The organism is Micromonospora sp. NPDC048894 (assembly GCF_040649765.1).
Classification (GTDB): Bacteria; Actinomycetota; Actinomycetes; order Mycobacteriales; family Micromonosporaceae; genus Micromonospora; species Micromonospora antibiotica.
In genome coordinates, this window is record NZ_JBEZFY010000010.1 from 83254 (window position 1) to 106204 (window position 22951).

Annotated in this window: 17 protein-coding genes; 5 read left to right on the forward strand and 12 right to left on the reverse strand. The window is 74.5% G+C overall.

Annotated elements, in window-relative coordinates; translation table 11 throughout:
- Positions 1-5: 5 nt before the first annotated feature.
- The 4 genes from egtB to AB0C22_RS21795 all read right to left on the reverse strand — a co-directional run bounded on the left by egtB (position 6) and on the right by AB0C22_RS21795 (position 4097).
- Positions 6-1343: an ergothioneine biosynthesis protein EgtB gene (gene egtB, locus AB0C22_RS21780; protein ID WP_357536695.1), complete on the reverse strand. Its 1338-nt coding sequence runs from the start codon at positions 1341-1343 to the stop codon at positions 6-8.
- Positions 1340-2575 carry an ergothioneine biosynthesis glutamate--cysteine ligase EgtA gene (gene egtA, locus AB0C22_RS21785; RefSeq protein ID WP_357536697.1) on the reverse strand — a complete coding sequence of 412 codons (1236 nt, stop codon included), beginning with the start codon at positions 2573-2575 and terminating at the stop codon, positions 1340-1342. The genes egtB and egtA overlap by 4 nt, the downstream gene beginning before the upstream one ends.
- 147 nt (positions 2576-2722) lie before the next feature.
- Positions 2723-3457, reverse strand: a complete 735-nt coding sequence (locus tag AB0C22_RS21790; RefSeq protein WP_208570715.1) for a hypothetical protein — start codon at positions 3455-3457, stop codon at positions 2723-2725.
- Positions 3458-3473: 16 nt separating this feature from the next.
- Positions 3474-4097, reverse strand: coding sequence for an RNA polymerase sigma factor (locus tag AB0C22_RS21795; RefSeq protein WP_357536699.1), 624 nt, complete (start codon positions 4095-4097; stop codon positions 3474-3476).
- Positions 4098-4587: 490 nt separating this feature from the next.
- Here AB0C22_RS21795 and AB0C22_RS21800 point away from each other — a divergent pair, with 490 nt between their 5' ends.
- Positions 4588-5994, forward strand: a complete 1407-nt coding sequence (locus AB0C22_RS21800) for a protein kinase (RefSeq protein ID WP_357536702.1) — start codon at positions 4588-4590, stop codon at positions 5992-5994.
- A 116-nt stretch (positions 5995-6110) separates the two neighbouring features.
- Positions 6111-7373 (forward strand): nucleotide sugar dehydrogenase, encoded by a 1263-nt coding sequence (locus AB0C22_RS21805; protein ID WP_219462351.1) that lies wholly within the window; start codon positions 6111-6113, stop codon positions 7371-7373.
- A gap of 89 nt (positions 7374-7462) precedes the next feature.
- Here the strand turns inward: AB0C22_RS21805 and AB0C22_RS21810 are convergent, their stop codons facing one another.
- From AB0C22_RS21810 to AB0C22_RS21825, 4 genes are all read right to left on the reverse strand, one after another.
- Entirely contained in the window at positions 7463-9940 is a 2478-nt protein-coding gene (locus tag AB0C22_RS21810; protein WP_357536817.1) for an FtsX-like permease family protein, read from the reverse strand.
- Positions 9941-10246: 306 nt separating this feature from the next.
- Positions 10247-10912: a response regulator transcription factor gene (locus AB0C22_RS21815; RefSeq protein WP_219462358.1), complete on the reverse strand. Its 666-nt coding sequence runs from the start codon at positions 10910-10912 to the stop codon at positions 10247-10249.
- Positions 10909-12141, reverse strand: coding sequence for a sensor histidine kinase (locus tag AB0C22_RS21820; protein ID WP_357536704.1), 1233 nt, complete (start codon positions 12139-12141; stop codon positions 10909-10911). The genes AB0C22_RS21815 and AB0C22_RS21820 overlap by 4 nt, the downstream gene beginning before the upstream one ends.
- Before the next feature lie 57 nt (positions 12142-12198).
- Positions 12199-12879 (reverse strand): DUF305 domain-containing protein, encoded by a 681-nt coding sequence (locus tag AB0C22_RS21825; protein ID WP_357536706.1) that lies wholly within the window; start codon positions 12877-12879, stop codon positions 12199-12201.
- Positions 12880-13018: 139 nt separating this feature from the next.
- Here AB0C22_RS21825 and AB0C22_RS21830 point away from each other — a divergent pair, with 139 nt between their 5' ends.
- On the forward strand, positions 13019-14473 hold the full coding sequence (locus AB0C22_RS21830) for a hypothetical protein (protein WP_357536708.1): 1455 nt from the start codon (positions 13019-13021) through the stop codon (positions 14471-14473).
- Positions 14474-14567: 94 nt separating this feature from the next.
- Here the strand turns inward: AB0C22_RS21830 and AB0C22_RS21835 are convergent, their stop codons facing one another.
- Positions 14568-15602, reverse strand: a complete 1035-nt coding sequence (locus tag AB0C22_RS21835) for a linear amide C-N hydrolase (RefSeq protein WP_357536710.1) — start codon at positions 15600-15602, stop codon at positions 14568-14570.
- Positions 15603-15753: 151 nt separating this feature from the next.
- Between AB0C22_RS21835 and AB0C22_RS21840 the strand changes: the two genes are divergently transcribed.
- Positions 15754-16980: an SLC13 family permease gene (locus tag AB0C22_RS21840; RefSeq protein ID WP_308290766.1), complete on the forward strand. Its 1227-nt coding sequence runs from the start codon at positions 15754-15756 to the stop codon at positions 16978-16980.
- A 40-nt stretch (positions 16981-17020) separates the two neighbouring features.
- Here the strand turns inward: AB0C22_RS21840 and AB0C22_RS21845 are convergent, their stop codons facing one another.
- The 3 genes from AB0C22_RS21845 to AB0C22_RS21855 all read right to left on the reverse strand — a co-directional run bounded on the left by AB0C22_RS21845 (position 17021) and on the right by AB0C22_RS21855 (position 21087).
- Positions 17021-17977, reverse strand: a complete 957-nt coding sequence (locus AB0C22_RS21845; protein WP_357536713.1) for a hypothetical protein — start codon at positions 17975-17977, stop codon at positions 17021-17023.
- Between the two features lie 211 nt (positions 17978-18188).
- Positions 18189-20444, reverse strand: a complete 2256-nt coding sequence (locus AB0C22_RS21850) for a glycoside hydrolase family 9 protein (RefSeq protein WP_357536715.1) — start codon at positions 20442-20444, stop codon at positions 18189-18191.
- Between the two features lie 115 nt (positions 20445-20559).
- Positions 20560-21087: a 2'-5' RNA ligase family protein gene (locus AB0C22_RS21855; protein WP_357536717.1), complete on the reverse strand. Its 528-nt coding sequence runs from the start codon at positions 21085-21087 to the stop codon at positions 20560-20562.
- A 99-nt stretch (positions 21088-21186) separates the two neighbouring features.
- On the opposite strand from AB0C22_RS21855, the gene AB0C22_RS21860 reads away from it, so the two are divergent.
- Entirely contained in the window at positions 21187-22905 is a 1719-nt protein-coding gene (locus AB0C22_RS21860; protein WP_219462374.1) for a DEAD/DEAH box helicase, read from the forward strand.
- Positions 22906-22951: the final 46 nt, after the last annotated feature.

A 22951-nucleotide genomic window follows, 5' to 3' on the forward strand; every position in this document is an offset into this window, starting at 1 on the left:
GCCGGTCACCCGTGGGCCTCCTCGGGCCGGGCGTCACGGGCGCAGCGGAAGCCGCTGAAGATCTGCCGCCGGATCGGGTGGTCCCAGTTGCGGAAGGTGCCCCGGCAGGCCGCCCGGTCGGTGCCGAACGAGCCGCCACGCAGCACCCGGTAGTCGCCGCCGAAGAACACCTCCGAATACTCCCGGTAGGGGAAGACGGCGAAGCCGGGGTGACCGTGGAAGGGGCTGGCCGTCCACTCCCAGACGTCGCCGATCAGCTGGTGCACACCGAGCGGCGAGGCGCCCGCCGGGTAGGCCCCGACCGGTGCCGGCCACAGGTGCCGTTGCCCCAGGTTGGCGTGCTCGGCGGTCGGCTCGTCGTCGCCCCACGGCCAGCGCCGGGACCGGCCGGTCGACGGGTCCCACCGGGCCGCCTTCTCCCACTCCGCCTCGGTGGGCAGCCGCTTGCCGGCCCAGCGGGCGTACGCCTGCGCCTCGTGCCAGCAGACGTGCACCACCGGCTCGTCGTCACGGACCGGCGCCCACCTGCCGAACCGCTGGTAGGCCCAGCCGTCGCCGTCGCGTCGCCAGTGCATCGGCGCGGTCAGGCCGGCCTCGGTGCGGTGCCGCCAGCCGGCCGCGCTCCACCAGCGCGGGTCGTCGTACCCGCCGTCGGCGAGAAACTCCCGGTACGCCCCGTTGGTCACCGGCGTGGCGTCGATGACGTACGCGGGCAGCTCGACGGTGTGGGCGGGGCGTTCGTTGTCCAGCGCCCACGGATCGGTGGAGGTGCCCATGGTGAACGGTCCCGCCGGCACCAGCACCTCGGCGGCGACCCGTGCCCGTGGCTCGGGGGGCGGGGGCGCGTCGAGCACCGGTGGGCCGGAACGCAGCTGGTGGGTGGCGAGCATGGTCTCGTCGTGCTGCTGCTCGTGCTGCACGATCATGCCGAAGACGAACCCGTCGGCGACCAGCGCCCGGTCGGTGAACCGGATCCCGTCGAGCAGGTCGTGGACCTTGTCGCGGACGGTCGCCACGTAGGCCCGCGCCTCGGCCGGTGGCAGCAGCGGCAACGCGGGCCGGTCCTTGCGGGGCTGCTTGAAGGCGTCGTACAGGTCGTCGATGTCCTGCCGCACCGGCTCCCGCCCGCCGACGTCGCGCACGAGCCAGAGTTCCTCCTGGTTGCCCACGTGGGCGAGGTCCCAGACCAGGGGTGACATCAGCGTCGAGTGCTGACGGACCAGGTCGTCGTCGTCGACGGCGGCGGTGAGCGCGTCGGTGCGGGCCCGGGTCCGGGCGAGTTCGGCGGCGATCCGGCTGCGCAGCGACTCGGTCCCCGTGCCCGGTTCTTCGGTGGTGGTCACCGGTCCCCCTTCTGTGCGGCGACGATCCGTCGACGGATTCCGCGGTCGATCTCGTGCTGGGTCTCGGTCGGCAGGTCCAGCGCCGGCAGCGTCTGCCGGGCCAGGTCGAGCAGGGCCGCGGCGGCCGTGGCCAGGGCCGGGTCGGCAAGTCCGTGCCGTGCGGCGGGGTGCCAGCGGTCGGCCACCGGTGCGGCGATCGTCCGGGCCGCCCGGACCGTGTGGTCGTCGTGCAGCAGCGCGGTCAGCACGGCCAGCGGGAGGGTCCAGTCCCGGCCGGGCTGGGCGTCGAGGTAGCGGACCTCGAGGTAGCCACGCGGGCGGACCGGCGGGAAGAGCGTGCTGACGTGGTAGTCCAGGTCGTCGGTGGTCGGTGGGCGCGGCAGCGCCCCGGCGATCCAGTCGGCGAAGGTGATCCCCGGTGGTGGTGTCCAGTCCGGGCCGTCGTGGCGCAGGCAGAGCAGCGGCGCGGCCAGCACGTAGTCGATCCAGGCGGCCACCGGGTCCTGGTCGGGCTGCTGGGCCGACCAGACGGGACCGGTGCGGGCCGGGTCGATGTCCAGCCAGGCGGCCATCCGGGCGGACGCCCAGCCGGTGGGTCGGCCGGCGTGCCGGTCGGCGGTGGCGAAGGCCGCCACCAGTGCCGGCCCCACCGCGTGTACCGCCGCCCAGCGGTCGGCCAGTCCGGCGGGTTCACCGATGTCGAGGCAGACCTGGAGGCCGGCGGTGCTGTACATCATGGTCTGCCCGGCCGGACCACGGCGGTCGAAGACGCAGCGCATGGCGCGGTAGCGCGGGGTGTCGACCACCGGGCTCGGGGCCCGCCACGGATCGATGCCGGTCCGCCCGAGCACCAGCCCGGCACGGGCGAGCAGCGCGTCGAGTTCGTCGATGTCTGCCTGGGTGGCCGAGACCAGCGCGGCGACCGAGGATCGCGGCGCGGTGGACACCTCCACCTGCCCACCCGGCTCGACGGTCACGGTGCTGCCGTGCCGCAGGGGGTGGGCGGGGCTGGTGTCGTCCAGGGTGGGTGGGCTGTGTGGCCCGAGTGCCGCTCGTAGCCTCGCCCGGTTCAACGGTCGGGCGGGGTCGGCGGCGTCGTGGACGGTCCATTCCAGTTCGACGCCGGTGAGGGTGGGTGGCCCGGTCTTGAAGCAGATCCGGGCGAGGTGGCCGGCGGCACCGGCGATCTCGCCGAGCACGCTCGTGTGGTCCAGTTCCGGCGATGTCACCACGAGACGGCCCCTCTCCGACGCTGGGATCCGGCCGCGCCGACCGGTCGGGAACGGCCGTGGCGGCCGACCCTGTCGTGCCTCCATCCTCTTTCTCCCGGACCGATCTCGCAGACCGGACGGGAAGAAATTTTTGTGAAGCCTTTTCGACTAATTTTTACGGCCGGGGCCTCCGCCGGGACCGGCGGAGGGTGCCCCCGGTGGGCGTCCCGGGACGAGTTGGCGGCAGTACGCCTCCACCCGGTCCGCCCCGCCTGCGGCGGCCACCACCTCGGCGAAGCCGGGCTTGGTCAACGCCTTCTCCCGCTGCTCGGGCGACTTGGCCAGGTAGGCCCGGCACTGCCCGGTCACCTTGGCGGTCCCGGCCGGACCTCCGGGGCCGGGGACCGTCCCGGGGGCGGAGGGGGCACCGCCCGGGCCCGAGGGGGGACGTCGCGTCGGGTCCTGCCGGACCGGGCCGGACCGCTGCGGGGTGGGCCGTGCCGACCCGGCGGCGGTGGGGGTGGCGGTGGTGGACGACGGAGCCGGGCCGGGCACCCGCTCGGCGGGCCCGTCCCGGGTGACGGCGGCGAAGGCCACCCCGGCGGTGGCGGTGGCGGCCAGCGCGGCGATCCACGTCACCACGCCGGTGGTCAACCGGCGGCCCCGGCGGGCGACCACGGCGGGGGCGGGAACCCCGGCGGCCCGCGCGGCCCGGAAGGCCACGACCGCCGCCTGCTCGCCGGCGAGTTCACCGGGCCGGGCCGGGGCGGCGGCAGCGGCCAGCAACCGGGCGAGCGGCTCGGCGGTGGCCGGCGGGGCGTCGACACCGGCCTGGTCGAGCAGCCGCTCGGCCTCGGCCCGGTCCACCGTCCGGCCGGCTCGGGCCGACCGGCCGACGTTCATCCAGTCTCCCCTCATGTCAGCCGTCCGCCGGCTCGGCCCGGGACACCTGGGGCGTCGGGCGGGGGCGGGGCGGGGCGACCCGCTCGCCGTCGGACGGCTCGGGTTCATCGCCACGGTCCAGCAACGCGGCCAGCCGGCGCAACCCCCGGTGGGCGGCCGTACGGACCGCACCCGGTCGCCGGCCGAGCACCCGCCCGGCGGTCTCGGCGTCGAGCCCGATCACCGCCCGCAGCAGCACCGCCTCCGCCTCCCGGGGTGGCAGGGTGGCGATCAGCGCCAGCGCGGACTCCGTCCCGATCGTCTCGCCGGCCCGCTCGGCGGTGTCGGCGTCCCCGGCGAGGTCGTTGAGTTCCTGCACCGGCACCGGCAGGGACGGGCGGCGACGTTGACGGCGCAGGTGGTCCATGGCCCGGTTCCGGGCGATGGTCACCGCCCAGGCACGGAACTCGCCGCCGGTGAACCGGGACAGGTCCCGGGAGATCTGCAACCAGGTCTCGGAGGCCACGTCCTCGGCGTCGGGGCCGACGAGCGCGGTGAGGTAGCGCAGCAGACCCGGCTGGAGGCTGCGGTAGAGGATGCGGAACGCCTCCTCGTCACCGGCCTGCGCCGCGACGACCGCTTCGGTCAGGTCACCGGTCACGGCCGCGTCGTTCCCAGCGGACGACCCGGGCCGGTGGCGGGCGGACGCGTGCCGCAGCCCCGGCCAGCCCAGCGGACCACCTCGCGCACCTTCAGCCCCCCGCTGACCCGATCGCACCTCACGCCGGATGACTTCTCTGCCACCGCCGCGCGGGGTACGGCGTCGGTCTGCGCGCGGTACCGGCGCCGGGACGGGCCAGAGTGGGCAACATTAGGAGCCGGAGGCGGCGGAGGCAAGCGGACATCGGGCCGGAAAGGGTGAGATAGATCAACTCCCTGGTGGCGCGTCGCCGTGCCCGCATCGCCGCCGGGACACCTGGCTCTCGACACCCCGGGTCATCCCATCGGGCGGACGACGTCGACGACCCGTCACCGGTGACCTTGGGTGGGGTGCCGGTCACCGCCGGTCAGGGGTGACCTCCATTGGGCCGCCCCCCGAAATCCCGGAAGGGATATCGCCGTCTGCCGGACGGGAGGACCCTGGGTACGGTATGGGGGTGTTGTCATCCGAGGTCGTGCTCAGCGGTCGCTACCGCCTGGACGAACGTGTCGCCACCGGCGGCATGGGCGATGTCTGGCGTGCCACCGACCTGGTTCTCGGTCGCCAGGTCGCGGTGAAGGTGCTGCTGCCGGCGCTCGTCTCGGACCCCGATTTCATCGCCCGGTTCCGCTCCGAGGCGCGGATCATGGCCGCGCTGCGCAACCCCGGCATCGTCCAGGTCTTCGACTGCGGTGAGGACCGGCTCGCCGACGGCACCCGGGCCGACTACCTCGTCATGGAGTTCGTCGAGGGCGAGCCGCTGTCGCGCCGGATCGAGTCGGCCGGCCACCTAGACGTGACCGAGACGATGTCGGTCGTGGCCCAGGTCGCCCAGGCCCTGCACGCGGCGCACGCCGGGGGGATCGTGCACCGCGACGTCAAGCCGAGCAACCTGCTGGTGCAGGAGGACGGCACGGTGGTGCTGGTCGACTTCGGCGTCGCCCGCTCCACCAATGTGACCAGTATCACCAGCACGAACGCGGTGCCGGGCACCGCCCTCTACATGGCACCCGAACAGGCGTCCGGTCGGCCGGTCTCGGCCGCCACCGACATCTACGCCCTGGGCGCGGTGGCCCACTGCTGCCTGACCGGGCAGCCGCCGTTCACCGGGGACAACCCGCTCCAGGTGGCCGTACGCCATCTGGACGACGAGCCGCCGGAGCTGCCGGCGGACATCCCGGCTCCGGTGCGGGCCCTGGTGGCCCGGGCGTTGGAGAAGGACCCCGCGGACCGCTTCGCCACCGGCGCCGAGATGGCCGCCGCCGCCCGCGCCGCGAGTGGCGACGGCACCGCGACCGCCATGACCGCCCTGGTGACACCGCCGCTGCGCGACCCGTCCGGGGCGAACACCCCCCGCCTCGTCGGGGCGCAGACGCCCAGGACGGTGGTCGGGGCGGGGTCGGGACGGACCCGTCGGGGCTCGCTGGTCGGCGCGTTGGCCGCGGTACTGGTCGCGTTGACCGCGCTCGGTGCCGCCCTGGGTGCCGCGAAGTCGCTCGACAACGGCGTGCCGAACATCCGCAGCACCGGTCCGGCGGTGGCGCCCACCGAGCAGAGCGAGCTCCCGGCGGTCGTTGAGCAGACCGGCCCCCAGGAGACGGAGCGGCCGAACCGGCCGGGCAACCAGACTGCGAAGCCGTCGCCGTCGGCCTCGGTCAGTCCGACGCCGCTGCCGAACGGCTCGTCGCAGTCGCTGCCCACCAAGTCCGCACCGGCCACGCCGGTGGAGACGACGACCCCCGCCGGGACCACCCCGGCTCCGACGACCCCCGCCGGGCCGACCCCGCCGGAGACGACGCCGCCCACGCCCGACGCGGGTGGCGGGGGCGGCGACGGCATGCCGCCGGCCGACAACTGAACGATCCTCTCGTTTGGGCAGGAACGCCCCTAGAGACCCCAGGAACGCCAAAACGGGCGTAGATCGCTATATCGCCATCTAGGCTCCGTGCAAGGACACGCTTGCAGGGAGCCCGGGTGAACGCAGAGAAACTCGTCGTCATCGGCCAGGGATACGTCGGACTGCCGCTGGCCATGCGCGCCGTCGAAGCCGGACTGGACGTGGTCGGGTTGGACGTCGACGCCGACCGGGTCAAGCGGCTCGCCTCCGGCGAATCCTTCGTCGAGGACATCGGGGCAGACCGGCTCGGCCGCGCCCTCGCCAGTGGCCGGTACCGGCCGAGCACCGAGTACCCGGACGCCGAGGGTTTCGACATCTGCGTGATCACCGTACCCACCCCGTTGCGCGACGGAGCCCCCGACCTGAGCTACGTCGAGCAGGCCGGCACCGCCGTCGGCCCGTACGTCCGGCCCGGCTGCACGGTGGTACTGGAGTCGACCACCTACCCGGGGACCACCGAGGACCTGCTCCGGCCGTTGCTGGAGGCGGCGAGCGGGCTGCGCAGCCCGGGTGACTTCCACCTCGGCTACAGCCCCGAACGGATCGACCCGGGCAACCCCACCTGGCGGCTGGAGAACACCCCGAAGGTGGTGTCCGGGGTGGACGCGGCGTCGCTGGCGCGGGTGGACGGCTTCTACCGGCGGTTGGTCGAACGGACGGTGCCGGTGGACTCCACCCGGGTCGCCGAGCTGACCAAACTGATCGAGAACACCTTCCGCCAGGTCAACATCGCGCTGATCAACGAACTGGCGATGGCCTCCCACCAACTGGGCATCGACGCCTGGCAGGCCATCGAGGCCGCGTCGTCCAAACCGTTCGGGTTCATGCCGTTCCGCCCCGGCCCAGGGGTCGGCGGGCACTGCCTGCCGATCGACCCGTGCTACCTGTCCTGGCAGGTCAAGCGCACCCTGGGCCGACCGTTCCGGTTCATCGAGCTGGCCGACGACATCAACCACCAGATGCCCGAGCACGTGGCCCAGCGGGTGATGGCCGGGTTGAACCGGATCGGCCGGCCGGTCAACGGGGCCCGGTTGCTGCTGCTCGGGCTGGCGTACAAGAAGAACACCGGGGACATGCGCGACTCGCCGGCGGTGGACGTGGCCCGGCGGTTGCAGGCGCTCGGCGCGGACGTACGCGCGGTCGAGCCGTACGCGGAGCCGCAGCACATCCCGGGCGGGGTGCTGGTCGTGGAGCTGACCGCGCGGGAGATCGCCGCAGCCGACGCGGTGGTCCTGGTGACCGACCACGACAGCTTCGACTACGACCTGGTCACCCGGCACGCCCGGTACGTCTTCGACACCCGGGACCGGTGCCGGGGTGACATGGTGGAACGCCTCTGACCGCTGCCCCGGGACGCGCGACGCCCCCGCCCGGGGCGCAGCGGCCCGCCGGCCGGCGACGACGCCGGGGCCGGCGGGCGACTACGGGGTCACTCCGCGCCGAGCGCCTCCACCACCGGACGGGCCAGGGCACGGCGGGCCGGCAGCACCGAGGCGGCCAGCGCGGCGAGCACGGCCACGGCCAGGATCAGCCCGAGCCGCCCCCAGGGCAGCACCAGCGTGAAGCCGCCACCCAGCCGGGCCACGAAGGCCACCGTCCCGGCGCTGACCGCGATGCCCAACGCGGTGCCGAGCAACGCACCGACCAGGGCGGTCAGCACCGCCTCGACGGCCAGCAGCAGGCGCATCCGTCCCCGGGACAGCCCCACGGCACGCAGCACGGCGTTTTCCCGGCTCCGCTCCACCACCGACAGGCTGAGCGTGTTCGCCACGCCGACCAGGGCGATCACCACGGCCAGGCCGAGCAGCGCGGTGACGAAGGCGAGCAGCATGTCCACCGTGCCGGTGAGCGTCTTCTTGTAGGCGGCCTGGTCCAGCAGGTTCACCGTCGGGTACCGGGCGACCACCGCCCCGATGGCGGCGCGGGCCCGCTCGGCGGACACCCCGTCGGCCGGCTCGACCTCGGCCAGCTGGCCGCGTTCGTCGGGGTAGAGCGCGGTGAAGTCGGCGTCGGCCAGGTCGACCACGTGCCCGGCGGGCACCCCCTGCGACGTCGGGCCGTCGGCGGTGACCACGGCGGCCACCCGGAACGGACGCCCGGCGACGGTGACCGTCGACCCCACCCGCCAGCCCCGGGCGGCGGCCAGCTCCCGGTGCACCAGCACCGTCCCCGGCCCCAGGTCCGCGACGTCCCCGGCGTCGACCGCGTCGAGGGTACGCCGAGCCAGCGCCGGGTGCGCCGACCGCAGCTCGACGCCGTCGACGACCCGGTTACGGTGCTCGTGCACCACCCCCACCTCGGGTCGGGCGGCCAGTTCCCCGGCGAGCGGGGCGGGCAGCCCGACACCGACGCCGGTGACCACGAAGTCGACACCGATGCGAGCGTCGACCGCCCGCTCGACGCCCACCTTGACGCTGCCGGCACCGACCACGAACGCCGAGACCAGGCCGATGCCGATCACCAGGGCGGTGGCGGTCGCCGACACCCGGCGCGGGTTGCGGGCCGCGTTGGCCACGGCGAGCGCGGCGGTGGCCCCGAACACCGGTCGCAACGGCCGGCCGAGCAACCGGACCAGCACCGGCACCAGCAGCGGACCGAACATGACTATCCCGAAGAAGGACAGCACCCCACCCACGGCGACCAGGGCGATCTGCCCGACGGCGGCGGCCCCGGCCAACGCGGCGATGCCGGCGACGCCGACCAGCGCGCCGAGGGTCAGCCGGGCCCGCCCGGCACCCCGGGCCGGCTGCCCGGCGGCGTCGGTGAGGGCGGCCATCGGCGGCACCCGGGTGCCCTGCCAGGCGGGCAGCAGTGCGGACCCGACGGTGACCAGGGTGCCGAGCAGCAGGCTGAGCCCGACCGTCCGGGCGGTCACCGTCAGACCGGCGACGGACAGCGGCAGGTCGAGCCGGGGGGTCAGGGCCGCCGCCCCGGCGGCCAGCCCGACACCGAGCGCCACCCCGAGGGCCGAGCCGGCCAGCCCGAGCACCGCCGCCTCCAGCACGGCGGCCCGGAAGACCTGCCCCCGGCGGGCCCCGACCAGCCGCAGCAGCGCGGTCCGCCGGGTCCGCTGGGCGAGCACGATGGCGAAGGTGTTGGCGATGACGAACCCGGCCACCACCACCGCCACCCCGGCGAAGACGAGCAGCACCAGGCGGAACTGGTCCAGGTCACGCACCCCGTCCTCGACGGCCTCGTCGAGGATGCTCTGCCGCGACTTCACCATGGCGTCCCCACCGACCACGGCGGCCACCCGGCCGGCCAGGGCTGCCCCCGCCGTTTCCGGCGCGGCGGCCACCATGATCCGGTCGTAGCCCGGCCGCCCGCTGACGGCCAGCGCGTCCGCGCCGACCAACCCGACGAACGGGCCGCCGACGTCGCGTGTGGTTCCGGCCACGTCGACGGTGCCGACCAGGGTGTACGGGCGGGCCGGGCCGGTCGCGCCGCCGACGCCGACCGGGCCACCGAGCGTGAACCCCTGCGCGGCGACCGTGGGCGCGTCGAGGACCACCTCGCCGGGCCGGTCGGGCAGCCGGCCGGCGATCACGTCGTAGGAGCGCAACGCGGGCCCGGTGGGGATCGCGGCGAGCAACCCGACGCCGAGCACCGGCCGGCCGTCGACGCCGACCACCCCGACGAGGGCGGTCAGCTCCCCGGCGGCCTCGGCCACCCCGTCGACCGTGCGCACCCGGTCGACCAGGGACGGCGGCAGGGTGGTCCGGTCGGCGTAGACGCCCAGGTCGGTGTGCCGGTCGAAGGCACCGGCCCGCTCGTACGCCCCGGCCTGCATGCCGTCGGTGAGCATCAGCGTGCCGGCGACGAACGCGACCCCGAGCACGATCGCCACCGAGGAGAGCAGCAGACGCAGGGCGTCGGCGCGCAGCGTACGCAGGGTCAGCCGCCACATCCCGGTCACCGCCGGTCCCGGCCGACGGCCCGGCGCGGCACGGCCCCGGACTCCACGGGCGGACGGCGGGCGGTGGACCCCACGGGCGGGCGGCAGCCGGTGGGGCGACGGCCGGCGACGGTGGGTGGGTGGGGCGCGGGGTGGGCGACGGTGGGCACGGACATGGGCACTCCCGGTCGGCGTGGTGCGGTCCCCTCCGACGCTAGGCAGCGGCCCGCCGCCCGGCGTCCACCCGCCCGCTCGGGCCGACTCCGCCACAGGTCGCCCCGAACCGGGACACCCGTACGCCCCAGGTCGTACCCGGGCTCAGCCGCCCGGGGTGACCAGGCCGCTCTCGTAGGCCAGGACCACCACCTGGACCCGGTCGCGGAGCTGGAGCTTGGCCAGGATCCGGCCGACGTGGGTCTTCACCGTCGCCTCGGCGACGTGCACCCGGGCGGCGATCTCGGCGTTGGCCAGGCCCTGCGCGACCAGCAGCAGGATCTCCCGCTCCCGGTCGGTGAGCTGGGCCAGGCGCGGGTCCTCGGTGGGGGCGGGGCCGAGCCGGTCGGCGAACCGGTCGAGCAGCCGGCGGGTGATCGACGGGGCGACCACCGAGTCGCCCTCGGCGACCACCCGGATGGCCGCCAGCAACTCCTCCGGTGGCACGTTCTTGAGCAGGAACCCGCTGGCCCCGGCGCGCAGCGCGGCGAACGCGTCCGCTTCGGTGTCGAAGGTGGTCAGCACCAGCACCCGGGGCCGGCCGTCGGCGGAGGCGGCACAGATGCGGCGGGTCGCCTCCACCCCGTCCATGGTCGGCATCCGCAGGTCCATCACCACCACGTCGGCCTGGACCCCGGCCAGCACCCGCAACGCGTCCGCCCCGTCGATCGCCTCGCCGACGACCGTCAGGTCAGGCTGGGAGTCCAGCACCATCCGGAAGCCGGCCCGCACCAGCGCCTGGTCGTCCACGATCACCACTCGTACCGTCATGCCGCGATCACCTCCGGGTCCGGGGTCGACGGTAGCGGCAGCCGTACCTCGACCTGCCACCCGCCACCGGTACGGGGTCCGGCGGTGAGCCGGCCGTCGTACACGCCGACCCGCTCGCGCATCCCGACCAGGCCGTGGCCGCCGGAGGGCGCCGGCCGGGTCGGCGGGCGTCCGCGCCCGTCGTCGCTCACCCGGACCACCAGCCCGTCGTCGACGCCCAGCGCGACCGTGGCGTGCGCGCCGACCCCGGCGTGCTTGAGGGCGTTGGTGAGGGCCTCCTGCACCACCCGGTAGACGGTGAGGTCGAGCCCGGGTGGCAGGGTGGCCGGCACCTCCCTGGCAAGGTACTCGACCCGCAGACCGGCGTCGCGGAACCGGCCCACCAGTGCGGGCAGCTCGGCGACGGTGGCGCGGCGGCGTTCCGGTTCGGTGCTCGGGGTGACCGCGCCCGGGCCGGTGGTCGGCTCCGGTGGGCTGGGCTCGCGCAGCACGTCGACCAACCGCCGCATCTCCTCCAGTGCCTGCCGGCCGGTGTCGGCGACCACCTTCACCGCCTGCCGGGCGGTCTCCGGCTCCCGGTCGAACAGCAGGCGGGCCCCGTCGGCCTGCACGATCATCACCGCCATGCTGTGGGCCACCACGTCGTGCAGCTCGCGGGCGATCCGGGCCCGTTCGCCGACCACCGCCGCGCGGGCCTCGGCCTCCCGCTCGCGTTCCAGCGTGGCGGCCCGTTCCTCCAGGCTGAGCACGTAGAGGCGGCGGGTGCGGACGTTCAACGCGGCCAGCCACACCCCGCCGGTGATCAGCCCGAAGTAGATCGCGGGGGCCCACCAGGCGACGTTGGTCTGGGCCTGCGAGGCGGCCAGCAGCACCCCGACGGCGGCGACGGCACCGGCCAGCATGCCGTCGCGCAGCCGGTCGGCGTACTTGACCACGCTGTAGAGGGCGATCAGCACGGCGACGTCGTAGGCCAGCGGACCCCAGCCGGCGACCACCTGGATCAACGCCAGCCCGGCGACGAGCACCGCGACCAGCGACGGGTGGCCGCGCCGGAACAGCAGGGCCACCGCCATGGACAGGCCGACCAGCGCGGACGGCCAGCCACCGGGCTGGGCCGACAGGCCGGGTTGGGCTGCCGCCGTGACCAGGGTGAAGAGCACCACCAGCGCGCTGACGCAGACGTCGAAGGCGACGCCGCGCAGCGGGCGACCGAAGAGGGTACGGCTCACGGTGACCGAGCGTAGTGCCCCGTTCGGGGTCGATGCGGGCCCTGGCCCGGCCGGGGCTCAGAGCAGCTCGCGTAGCCGGGTCATCTCCACGGTCTGCTCGGTCGCCACGGCGGTGGCGAACTCGTTGAGTTGCTGGTCGGCGCCGGCGGAGAGCAACTGGGTGGCCATCGTCACCGCGCCCTCGTGGTGGGCGGTCATCAGGCGCACGAAGAGCCGGTCGAAGGCGACGCCCCGGGCGTCGGTGAGCTGCCGGATCGCCTCGGGGCTCTGCATGCCCGGCATCCGGCCGTGCTCGTGGCCGGGTTCCTCGGCGGCCAGGCCACGGGCGTCGAGCCAGCCGCGCAGCAGCCCGACCTCGGGTGCCTGGGCACCCCGGATCCGCGCGGCGATCGCCTTGACCTGGGCGCTGGCGGCGCGGTCGGGGGCCAGCGCGGCCAACTGGAGGGCCTGCTGGTGGTGCGGGATCATCATCCGCACGAACCAGACGTCGAGGGTGTTGTACCGGGGCGTGCCGGGCTCGCGGACCTCCTGTGCGGGCCGGGTCACGGCGGGTTCGCCCGGCCGGCCGGGCACGATCACCGCCGGAGCGTCCGTCGGGAGGGTCGGCGTCGGGGTGGCCGTGCGGCCCTGGGCCGCCGGGGACGGCCGGTCGTCGGGGCGCAGGGCCACCCCGACCGACACCAGGACGGCGGCGGCGACTGTGACGGCGAGCAGGACGCGTCCACGTGGGCCGGTCATGCGACTCCCCCTCCGGTCGAGGTCGACGCGATCGTATCCATTCATCACCGCGGATTGATGTGGCGCGAATCACATCAACTGTCATCACTGGCCGGTAAGGTGTCAGGCACGCATCGTCCCCTTTCGAAGGGTTCCGCCGATGATCAGGTTCCCCCTGCCCCGACCACGGCAGTTGAAGATCGTCAGCGTGGTCGCCGCCGGCCTGCTGGTGGCGAGCGTCGCCACCAGCCCGGCAGGCAACGCCGCACCGGCCACCGCGACGGAGAGCGGGACGCCGGCGCCCCCCGGCCTCGACGTCGACGAGATCTCCAGCAGCCCCAACCTGCGCCAGGTCGCCAACCTGCCCAAGCAGGCGCCGTTCGACACCACCAGCGCGCTCGGCACCGACATGGCCTTCCAGGGCCGGTACGCCTTCGTCGGCAACTACAACGGCTTCGTCGTCTACGACATCGGCCGCCCCAGCGCGCCGAAGATCGTGTCGCAGGTGCTCTGCCCCGGCTCGCAGAACGACATCTCGGTCTACGGCGACCTGCTCTTCCTCTCCACCGATTCGTCCCGCACCGACGACTCGTGCGCCAGCGCGAGCCAACCGGCGACGGTGAAGGAGTCCTGGGAGGGCATCAAGGTCTTCGACATCAGCGACAAGGCCAACCCGCGCTACGTCAAGTCGGTGGAGACCGCCTGCGGCTCACACACCCACACCCTCGTCCCCGGTAAGGACCGCAGGGCCGTCTACCTGTACGTGTCGTCGTACAGCCCCCGGGCCGACTTCCCCGACTGCCAGCCGCCGCACGACTCGATCTCCATCGTGAAGGTCCCGGTGCACAAGCCCACCGAGGCGTCGGTGGTGGCCACCCCGAACCTCTTCCCCGACGGCGGCTACGAGGGCATCCCCGGGCAGACCTCGGCCACCACCGGCTGCCACGACATCACCGCCTACCCGGCCAAGGACCTGGCCGCCGGGGCGTGCATGGGCGACGGCGTCCTGCTCGACATCCGCGACCGGGAGGCACCCCGGGTGATCAACCGGGTGCGGGACACGGCGAACTTCGCGTTCTGGCACTCCGCGACGTTCAACAACGCCGGGACCAAGGTGGTGTTCACCGACGAACTCGGCGGCGGCGGCGCGGCCACCTGCAACGAGATCGTCGGCCCGAACCGGGGCGCGGACGCCGTCTACGACATCACCGGTCGGGGCGACGCCCGCACGATGGTCTTCCGCAGCTACTACAAGATCCCCCGCACCAACGCCGACACCGAGAACTGCGTGGCCCACAACGGCTCGCTGATCCCCGTACTCGGCAAGGACATCATGGTGCAGGCGTGGTACCAGGGCGGGGTCTCGGTCTGGGACTTCACCGACTCGACCCGGCCGAAGGAGATCGGCTTCTGGGAGCGCGGGCCGCTGTCGGACACCCAGCTCACCACCGGCGGCGCCTGGTCGACCTACTACTACAACGGGCACATCTACTCCAGCGACATCCAGAAAGGGCTGGACGTGCTCAAGCTCAACGACTGGCGCACCTGGACGGCCGACCTGGTCCGGATGCCCGAGCTGAACGTGCAGACCCAGGCCGGCTACCTGAGCTGGTAGCCCGACCAACCGACGACGAACGGCCCGGCCCGCTGGGGCCGGGCCGTTCGTGGTGCAGGGACGCCGTGCGTACAGGGACGCGCGGGTGGCGGGGTCAGCGGATCGGCAACTGGTAACGGCGTTCCGTGCCACCGCCGGCCACGGTGACCAGCCGGACCTCACCGTCACGCAGCCCGTACGTCACCGACCAGCGGGTGTGCCCCTGCCGGACCTGGTCCAGCAGGCGCAGCGCCGCCGTCGGGTCGACCCGGCCGTCGGCCGCGTCCAGCGCCGCCGCGAGGACGCCGTAGCGGCGGTCGCGGCGACGCTGCTGCTCGGGTACGTCGACCACCGGCACGTTGGTCAGCGCCTGCCACCGCCCCTGCCCCCGCTGCACCCGCATCGTCCCGTCGACGAACTCGACCACCGCCGACCGGCCGCCCGCGTCGGCGAGCAGGTAGTGCAGTGGGGGCCCGCCGTCGAAGTCGAGGTTGTGCCGGCCGAACAGCGCCACCGCCTCGTCCACCGTGGCCGCCCGGTCCAGCACCAACCGCAGGATGCGCACCGACCCGACGGTGGGCCGGCCCGGCACCGGCTTCGCGGTGGCATTGTCGTCGGCGGCCAGCCCGACGGCCAGCCCCCGCTCGTTCATCCCGTCGAAGGGCAGCAACGGCGCGTCGAGCAGCCGGCGGTCCCCGGTCGGGTCCGGGCCCACCCCCAGGTAGGACAGGTCGACCAGGGAGACCGAGGCGTAGCCCTCGGGTGGGTCGGTGCGCAGCACCATCGCCGGGTTGGCGTCCCAGTCGAAGTTGCGGGCGAACAACGGCCGGGCCGGGTCACCGGAGGCGGCGAACAACGAGCAGCCGAACGGGCCGGTGTCCGGCCGGGCGTCGGTGCCCACCGTCGGGTCGTAGCCACCGACGTAGGTCATCTCGTAGAGCGGCAGGTCGTCAACCTTGCGCAGGCTGTCCAGCGTACGCCGGGCCTGCTCCGGGTCCTGCCGGGAGGCGACCGGCGGGCTCGCGGACGCCGATGCCGAGGCGGTCCGGTCCGATTCGGTCGGGGTGGCCCGATCCGTCGGGGTGGCCTGGGCACAGCCGGTGGCGACGAGCGACAGGGCCAGTCCGGCCCCCAGCAGCATCCTGCGCATATCTCCTGAACGCTAGGGCAGCCGTGCCGGGATGTCCACCGTGGCGGGAACCGCGCACGTCGATGTCGGGCCCGCCGGTACGGGGTCGTCGGGCGGGCAGTTGCGGCCAACCGGCGTCGGAGCAGGGCCGGCTGTGCGAGGATCGTGCGCCGTGACACCTGCCGGCGGGACACCGCCCGTACCGACCCGACGGCACCGCCGTCCGAGGCTGCACCCGCTGGACCGGGTGGCGATCGGGCTGGCCCTGCTGGGCCTCGGCGCGGTGGCCACCGGGCTGCTGCCCCGGGCCGACGCCGCGGCGACCCTGCACCGCATCCTGCCACTGCTGCTCTTCCTCGGCGCGGTCGTGGTGCTCGCCGAGCTGACCGCCGTCGCCGGGGTGTTCGACGTGCTGGCCACCCGGCTGGCGATCGCCGCGCGGGGCAGCTTCGCCGGCCTGTTCCTGCTCTGCGTCGGGTTCGCCTCGCTCACCACCATCGCCCTCAACCTGGACACCACCGCGGTCCTGCTCACCCCCGTGATGATCGCGCTGGCCCGCCGGCTGGGCACCGCCCCGGGGCCGCTGGCGATGACCACGGTCTGGTTGGCCAACACCGCCAGCCTGCTGTTGCCGGTGTCGAACCTGACCAACCTGCTCGCCGCCGACCGGATCGCGCTGACCCCGGCGGCGTACGCGGCCCGGATGGCGTTGCCGCAGGTCGCGGCGATCGGGGTGACCATGGCGGGGTTGTGGCTGTGGTACTGGCGGCGGGGGCGGCGCGACGCCGACCGGTTCACCCCTCCCCCACCGCACCGGCCGGCGGACCGGCTGCTGTTCGGCACGGCGGTCGCCGGCTGTCTGCTGCTCGTCGCCGGCATCCTGGCCGGGGTGGAGATCGGGGTGGCCGCCGCCGTCGCCGCCGGGCTGGTGGTGGTCGGCTTCGCGGTCCGGTCCCGGCGGACCCTGCGCCCGGCGCTGCTGCCCTGGCGGCTGCTGGTCTTCGTGACCGGCCTGTTCCTGGTGGTGCAGACCCTCGGCCGGCACGGGCTGGACGACCTGGTCTCCGTGCTGCTCGGGGACGCCGGGGGCACGGTGGGGGCGCTGCGCGCCGGGGGCACCGGGGCGTTACTGGCCAACCTGGTCAACAACCTGCCCGCCTACCTGGCCGGTGAGGCGGTGCTCCCACCCGGTGACGGGACCCGGCTGCTGGCGCTGCTGATCGGCACCAACGTCGGCCCGCTGGCGGTGCCGTGGGCGTCGCTGGCGACCCTGCTGTGGTTCGAGCGTTGCCGCGCCGCCGGGGTGACCGTGCCGCTGGGCCGGTTCGTGGCGACCAGCGCGGTGGTCGCGGTGCTCGGCACCGTCGCCGCGGTGCTCGCCCTGCTGGTCGTCGGCTGACCCGGCGGCGGTGTCCCGCCCGCGTGGGCACGGTCGGCGTTCAGATCCCCATCTCGGCCTCGTACGCCGAGCGCAGCCGGGCGCGGGCGGCGGGGGCCAGGCAGACGTGCCAGGCGGGACCCTCGTCGATGACGTTCAGCTCACCGGCGGCCTGCCGGGCCAGCAGGATCTCGGCCAGCACGTCCCGCGCGCCGAACCGGGCGTACCAGGCCAGTTCCAGGTCCACCGCCCAGCCGAGGCAGTGGCCGCTGGGCAGCATGGCCGGCTGGCCGAGCCGGCGCAGCCGGTACCGGTGTTCGGCGCTGTGGGCCAGGTTGGTCACCCACAGCGGCGGGGTGCCGGGCGGGGCGGACCGGGCGAACTCCCGGGCCAGGTCGTTGAGGAGCGCGACGACCTCGCGGCGGGTCCGGCGCAACGGCACACCGGCGGTGGGCGGGGCGGTCTCCGGCAGCAGCCGGCCCCGGACGGCGCGCACCCCCCGGCCCAGGACGCTTCCCGGTTGTTCCCGGTAGCGGAAGCCGAGCAGACCACGACGGCGCAGCCATTCCAGGTCGATCAGGTCGGGGTGCGTGTCGACCTGCTCGTCGGTCGCCAGGGCCGTCGTGTCCCGCCACCACATCAGGTCGATGCGGGACAGCAGGTAGATCCGGACCAGGGCGGTCAGGTCGGGGCCCGGGGCGGGCCGGTCGGGCTGGTGGCGGGCCAACTCCAGCAGCAGGGTCTCCCGGGCGCCCAGCACCCCCTGCCCGGTGGCGTCGAGCACGTCGGCGATCGCCGGCTCGCGCAGCCGCTGGTCGAGCAGCACCTGACGGGCGGCGGTGCCGGCGGTCCCCGCGAGCGCGCCGACCTCGACCAGCAGCTCGGCGACCGCCTGCCGATAGGCGTCGAGGTCGGGGGCGGCCGGCCGCACGGGACGGGTCGGGGCGGGCGTCCGCCGGGCCGGGGCGGGCGGGGTGACGCCGGGTTGGGGGCCGGGGCTTCGGCTGGGCACGCGCATGGTCGGTCCTCTCCCGGTGCGACACGGTGCGGATGAACCTGAGGGCACCGTAACCGTGGTGAACCGGTGGAGACCGAGCATTCCTCCCACAGCCCCCGAAGGGCGACACACGGCCGGCGGCGTCGCCCGGTCCCGCACCGGCCGGGGCCCGTGCGGGACCGTGACCGGACCGCCCGTCGACGTGCGACGGGCGGCCCGGTGCGGGCGCGGGTCAGCGCAGGGTGCAGGCCGTCCCGTTCACCGCGAACCCGGTCGGGGTCGCGTTGGTGCCGCTGTAGGTGGCGTTGAAGCCGAGGTTGACCGAGCCGTTCGGCGCGACCGCGCCGTTGTAGCTCTCGTTGGTCACCGTGACCTCGCTGCCGCTCTGGCTGAACCGGCCCGACCAGCCCTGGCTGATCTGCTGGTTACCGGTGAACCGGAACGTCAACCGCCACGACGACCAGGCCGCCGCGCTGGTGTTGGCCAACGTGACGCTGCCGGTGAAGCCGGTGCTCCAGCTGTTCGCCGAGTAGGTCACCGCGCACCCGCCGGCCGGCGGCGGCGTGGTGGTCGGCGGCGGCGTGGTGGTCGGCGGGGGCGTGGTGGTCGGCGGGGGCGGCGTGGTGGTCGGCGGCGGCGTCACCGTGGGGGTCGGCGTCGGGTCCGGGCCGGTGCCGCTGCCGGCCTGCTCGGCCGCCCAGTGCACCAGCCAGGCCAGCGCCGCGTTCCAGTTGATCGCCACCTCGTTGACCGAGTACGCGCCGATGTCGTCGATGAAGCACTTCTGCGGCTTGCAGCCACCGAGCTGGGCCTGCACGACCGGGTCCTGCAACTCGCTGTTCGGGCCGCCGGAGAGCGAGCCGGGCGGCGCGGTGGGCAGCGAGCCGTCGTTCTGGTTGGCCCAGAACCGGTGGTGCAGGTTGCGCACCGGCTTGTCCCCGTACCCGGCCACGTAGGACTGGTTGAGCGGGTTGCGGCCGAGCAGGTAGTCGTAGGCGGCGAAGGCGCCGTTGCGGTACCGCGTCGTGCGGGTCAGGTCGTAGGCCAGGGCGAGCACATTGGCGTTGTTGGCGACCGCGCCGTTGGAACCCCAGTAGTACGTGCCGTTGCCGCTGCCCGGGGCCGGGTAGCCCTGGTTGGCGATCTGGGCGAGCATCCGGTCGGCGAAACCGACGATCGCCGACCGGATCGCGCTCACGTCGCCGCTGGCCAGGCCGGTCGGCACCAGCACGAGGGTGGTGTCACCCAGCCCGGCCGTCCAGCTCCAGTCGTACGCGCCCCGGGTGAAGCCCGCTCCCCGGGCGTGTGGGGAGCTGCTCAGGTCGTTGCGGTAGCCCGTCGAGCCGGTGGTGGCGTACAGCTCGGCAGCCGCCCAGTAGAACTCGTCGGTGACGGTGTTGTCCTCGTACGCGCCGCCGCCGGTGTTGTCGGTGGCGGGGGCGAGCCGGTTCGGGTTGGCCTTCGCCGCGGCGTACGCCTTCTCGGCGGCGGCCAGGGCCCGGGAGGCGAAGGAGGCGTCGAACGGCTTCCACAGCCGGGACGCCTGGGCCGCCACCGCCGCCATGTTGAGGGTGGCGGCGGTGCTCACCGGGGAGAGCAGCCGGGGCTCGCTGTCCAGCTCCGGACGGGTGGGCAGCGCGGTCCAGTTCTGGTCGTGGATCTTGTGGTGCACCATGCCGGCGTTGGTCCGGCCGTCCGGCACCTGCATCTTGAGCAGGAACTCCAACTCCCAGCGGGACTCGTCGAGCACGTCCGGCACCCCGTTGGACCGCTCGGGGATGGCCAGCGTGCCGTCGGCGACGGCGGACTTGTCGGCCCCGTTCACGTACAGCGTGCGCTCGTAGATGTTCTGCAGCTGCCAGGTGGACAGGCCGCCGTTGACCACGTACTTGCCCTGGTCACCGGCGTCGTACCAGCCACCGCGCACGTCCAGGGTGTAACCGCAGGAGGTGCGGCACGGCACGTTGTTGTCCCCCCGGTTGGGGGCGACGTTGACGTGCCCGGCCGGGCGGGCGTAGCGGGAACCGACGTACTGGGCGTCGATCGGGGTGCCGCTGCGCTGGTGGTAGAAGAACGCCAGCGAGTCACCGCGCAGCCGGCGCACCGGGTCGGCCGAGATGTCGAAGGGGTAGCTGTTGCTCCCGCCCACCGACAGCACGTAGCCGGTGCCCGGGGTGTCGTAGGCCGAGAAGTCCGCGATGTGCACCGGGTCGCCGGAGAGCGCGTCGGTGCCCCGTACCGTGGTCTGCCCGGAGGCGACCGTGGCGCCGCCGGCGTTGCGCAGCGTCCAGCCGAGCGGGGAGTTCGCGGAGTTCACGACGGTGGCCTGCTTGGGCAGCCCCGGCACGTAGGCGACCTGGTTGACCTTGACCGGTGAGCCGGGGTCGGGGGCGGCGGAGGCGAGCTGCGGCACGGCCGCGAGCCCGCCGAGGGCGAGCAGGGCGGCAGCCGCGAGCGCGACCGGACGCCGTCGGACATGGTGGGGCATGGGGCCTCTTCCGGTGGGGATGGCAGTGACCACCCGGCCGGACCGGCGCAGCAGTGACCCGCCGGGCGGTCGGATGGACCGTCGACGGGAGCGCTCCGCCCACCATAGACCACCGTCAGTCCGCCGGGAAGTCACCGCCCACCGGCCGGACGGTCCGGGTGTCGCCGTCGTAGCTGCGTGCCGCCACGAACCGGCCCTCCGGCCGGTCACCGCCGACCACCGCGCGGGCCCGCCGCCGGTCGTGGTCGCGGAAGCGCAGCGCGAGGCTCAGGTGCGGCACCCAGTTCCCCGGGGCGTGCCAGGGCCGCTGCCCGTCCGCGCCGTCCAGTGCCGCCCAGACGGCCCCGTGCAGGGCGGTCAGCTCCGCCGTGGGCCGGACCAACCAGACCAGCGGCGCGCTGCCGTCGAGCACCGCCACCCGTTCCAGCCGGACCGGCAGGGGCAGCGCGGCATCGAAGAGACCGGCGAGCCGGTCGACCGCGCCGGGCGGGAACGCCTCGACGGCGGCCAGCGTCAGGTGCGGCCGGTTCGTCGGGTGGCCGTGCCGGGCCAGGCTGGGCAGCCCCGCCCCGGCCAGCCTGTCCCACGCGGTGCGGACCGTCTCCTCCAGCACTGGGCAGCAGAGCAGTTCCACCGTACGCACGCCCGTCAGGCTAGCCGGCGGGCGGGCGCGGCTGTGCCGGTCGGCACGGTGGGGCCGGTCGGCGCGACGGCCCGACGGGGATGATGGAAAACTTTGCCCATGAGTTCCGCACCTACACCGACCGACCTCTCCGCGCCCGACGACTCCGACGGCGTACCCGCCTTCGTCGATCTCGGGCTGCGCGCCGAGCTGTTGGGCGCGCTCGCCGCGCTCGGCTACGAGGAGCCCACCCCCATCCAGCGCGAGGCGATCCCGCTGCTGCTGGCGGGACGGGACCTGCTCGGGCAGGCGGCGACCGGTACGGGCAAGACCGCCGCGTTCGCCCTGCCCCTGTTGCAGCGGATGCCGGACGACCGCTCCGGCGGGGACCCGGTGTCGCTGGTGCTGGTGCCCACCCGGGAACTGGCCGTGCAGGTCTCCGAGGCGTTCCACCGGTACGGCAAGGACCTCGGGGCCCGGGTGCTGCCGATCTACGGCGGCCAGCCGATCGGCCGTCAACTGCGCGCCCTGGACCTGGGCGTGGACGTGGTGGTGGCGACCCCCGGCCGGGCGCTGGACCACATCGCCCGGGGCACCCTGCGGTTGGGCGCGCTGGCCACGGTGGTGCTGGACGAGGCCGACGAGATGCTCGACATGGGCTTCGCCGAGGACATCGAGGCGATCCTGGAGCACGCGCCCGCGCAGCGCCAGACGGTGCTCTTCTCGGCCACCATGCCGGCCCGGATCGACGGCCTGGCCCGCAAGCACCTGACCGACCCGGAGCGGATCCAGATCGGGCGGGAGCAGCCGGTCGCCGGGGAGGCGCCCCGGGTCCGGCAGAGCGCGTACATCGTCACCCGGGCTCACAAGCCCGCGGTGCTGGGCCGGGTGCTGGACGTGGAGTCGCCGACGGCGGCGATCGTGTTCTGCCGCAGCCGGGAGGAGGTGGACCGGCTCACCGAGACGATGAACGGGCGCGGCTACCGGGCCGAGGCGCTGCACGGCGGGATGAGCCAGGAGCAGCGGGACCGGGTGATGGGGCGGCTGCGTGCCGGCACCGCCGACCTGCTGGTGGCCACCGACGTGGCGGCCCGTGGGCTGGACGTCGAGCAGCTCACCCACGTGGTCAACTACGACGTGCCGTCGGCCCCGGAGTCGTACGTGCACCGGATCGGCCGGGTGGGCCGGGCCGGTCGGGAGGGGGTGGCGATCACCCTCGCCGAGCCCCGGGAACACCGGATGCTCAAGACCATCGAGCGGGTCACCGGCCAGCGGATCACCATCGACAAGATCCCGACGGTGGCCGACCTGCGGACCCGCCGGCTGGCGTTGACCCAGGCGGCGCTGCGGGAGAGCCTGCTGGAGGACGACCTGGACCCGTTCCGGGTGATCGTCGAGTCACTGTCCGACGAGTTCGACCTGATGGAGGTGGCGCTGGCAGCCGTCAAGCTGGCCCACGAGGCGGCCCTGCCCGGCTCCGACGACGACGAGGAGATCCCGCAGGTGGCGGTCCGTCCGCCCCGGGAGTCCCGGCCCGGGTTCGACAGCCGGGGCGGGGACCGGCGCGGTGGCGGCCGGCCCCGCACGGGCGGCACCGCGCAGGTCTTCATCGGCCTGGGCCGCCGCGCCGGGGTCCGCCCGCAGGACCTGGTCGGTGCGATCACCGGCGAGACTCGGGTGAGTGGCCGCGACATCGGCTCGATCGAGATCGCCGACCGGTTCTCCCTGGTGGAGGTGCCGCAGGGCGTCGCCGACGAGGTGATCGCGGGGCTGCGCAACAGCACCATCAAGGGCCGTAAGGCGACCGTACGGCGCGACCGTGGCGGCGAGGGGCACTGACCCGACACGCGACCGGCCCGCACCCCAGGACGGGGGCGCGGGCCGG